Here is a 2,433-nt window from a genome sequence, read left to right on the forward strand (position 1 = left end):
TGCTCAGAAGGTACCCAGCTTGGGTGGGCGGACAAATTAGTCCGTTACTATCCGGACAATATCGGGCGGGGCTGACAGTGGACGAGGCGGGGATCGCCTTGCCCCGTGTGCAGCGGGAGCTGTACGCGGCCCTGGAACCCAGCATCCATCCGGTCAGGGCGCCCAGTGGCGGCGCCTTCCACCCCAAGGTCTGGGTTGCGCGGTTCGTCGGCGACGACGCCGAGCCGTTGCTGCGTGTAGCCGTGGCTTCCCGCAACCTGACCTATGACCGCTCCTGGGACGTGGCGCTGGTCAGCGAGGCGCGATCCGGGGACGAGGACGTGCAGGCGGCCACGACGCCACTGGCGGACCTGGTGCGGCGGTTGCCCGAGATGGGCACGGAGGTTCTGGAGTCAGAACTGTATCGGGCTCTCGAGGGCATCGCCGACGAGTTGGCCCGGACGCTATTCCCGGCACCCGATGGATTCAGAAGCCCGATCACGTTTCATGCCCTGGGAGTGGACGGGCCGACCGCAGGGCTATGGCAACCGGCGACCGGGGCGCGGAGGCTTCTCGCCATCGCTCCCTTCGTAAGCAAGGGCGCGCTGGATAGCCTGGCCGCCCAGACAAAGACGCAGCTTCGCCTGGTCAGTCGCGCCGAGTCCCTGGACGCCCTGCGGGCGGAGGTTCTTGTGCCCTGGACGGAGAAGCACGTGCTGATGGAGGCGGCGCTGGAGGAATCGGAGGACGATACGGCGGGGCGTCCCTCGGGGTTGCACGCCAAGCTGATCGCCGCGGAGTACGGTGACCGGGTGGATTGGTACCTGGGTTCCGCCAACCTCACCGCGGCCGCCTTCTCCGGGCAGAACGTGGAGGTGATGGCGCGGTTGGACGCGCCCCTCAAGGCAGCGGGGACCGACAGCGGCATGGGCATTGACGCGTTCTGGGATGGGGGATTCGCGAACCTGTGTATGCCGTACCAGCGCCACCAATCCGCCGAGGAGGACTTGGCTATTCAGCACGCCCGGCGGGCGCTTGAGAAACAGCGGGATGCCCTCCTGGACGCCGGTCTGAGCATCGAGTGCCTGCCCGGCGAGCAGAACTGGCGTTGGTGTGTCCAGGGGAGCCTGCCGGAAGTCGCCGACGTCACGGTGAAGGCCTGGCCCGTGACGCTAGGCAGCGACCAGGCCCGGCGCTGGGGGAAGGACATGGAATGGGCACTACCCATGGAGCGGCTCACCGCACTCGTGGCCTTCCGCCTGAGCGCCGCAGCCGATGTGGATGATACTACGCTGGTGGCGAAGCTCCCGGCGGAGGGTCTGCCCGAGGAGCGTATGCACCGGGTGCTGCGGACCTTGATCAATTCGCCGGAGCGTTTCCTGGCATTTCTGCGCGCCCTGCTTGGCGGTCTGGAAGGGCTCGTGGACTGGGCCGAAACCGACGGGGAAGAAGGCCAGTGGCAGGATCGCGGGGCACCGCTGGAGGCCGAGACCCTCCTTGAGGACCTGCTGCGCGTCGCTTCGCGCGACCCCGACCGCCTGGAGACGGTTCGGCGGCTCATGGAGGACCTCATGGAGGAAGGTGGCGAGGCCGAGAAGGTGGTCCCGCCCGATCTCTACGCCATCTGGCAGGCCGTGGACGCGGCCCTGCAGAAGGAGGCCCATTCGTGAGTCGTCCCGACCCGGAAGCCATAATCGAGCCCCTGAAATCCTTCCAGCGGCGCACGGTGGACCACGCCTTTCACCGGCTGTTCGAGGCGGAGGACAGCACCCAGCGCTTCCTGGTGGCCGACGAGGTGGGCCTGGGCAAGACCTTGGTGGCGCGCGGCATCATCGCCCGGGGCGTGGATTTCCTCTGGGATACGACCGATCGCATCGACGTCATTTACATCTGCAGCAACCAGAACATCGCCCGCTCGAATCTACCCAAGCTGCAGGTGACCGGGCAGTCCGAGGATGCCGAGGCCCATGCCACCCGTCTGACCATGCTCGCCACCGAGATGGCGCCGGAGAGAAGGCAGGCCGAAGGTAAAGTGGGCGCCCTCCCCAAGGCGAATTTCGTCAGTTTCACGCCTGGCACCTCGTTCAATTTGCGAAGTTCTATTGGAAGGTCCGAGGAGCGGCAGATCCTCTACTGCCTTCTACGGGAGGTGATTTCCAGCAATACGGGGCTGATGAATCTACTGCAGGGCTCGGTAGGGACGCAGCGTTGGCGCGAGGCCCTGCGCACACCCTGGCCCTTGGAGCCGGGGATCAAGGCGCGGTTCCAGCATCGTGTCCAAACCGACGACGAGCTGCTGGGCGAAGTGGAAGCAGTCATCGAGCGCTGGTTTCGCCGTGTCCGGCGCGAATACCCCGACGAGGCTCGTTGGCGAAGGAACGTAAGCGCCAACAAATCAGCACCTACATCCTGTCCACGTGATTGCGCACACTGATTCCTTCTTCAACAGGGGGG

2 protein-coding genes are annotated in these 2,433 nt (G+C 65.9%); both read left to right on the top strand.

The features are described 5' to 3' along the window. The first annotated feature begins 77 nt into the window (after window positions 1-77). A complete protein-coding gene (locus ACPEES_RS23120; protein WP_435106816.1) occupies window positions 78-1,649 on the top strand; it encodes a hypothetical protein in 1,572 nt (523 codons plus the stop codon). Beyond that, window positions 1,646-2,413 (top strand): hypothetical protein, encoded by a 768-nt coding sequence (locus ACPEES_RS23125; protein WP_435106818.1) that lies wholly within the window; start codon window positions 1,646-1,648, stop codon window positions 2,411-2,413. The genes ACPEES_RS23120 and ACPEES_RS23125 overlap by 4 nt, the downstream gene beginning before the upstream one ends. The last annotated feature ends 20 nt before the right edge of the window (window positions 2,414-2,433 follow it).

This window comes from Arhodomonas sp. AD133, assembly GCF_051195215.1.
Lineage (GTDB): Bacteria > Pseudomonadota > Gammaproteobacteria > Nitrococcales > Nitrococcaceae > Arhodomonas.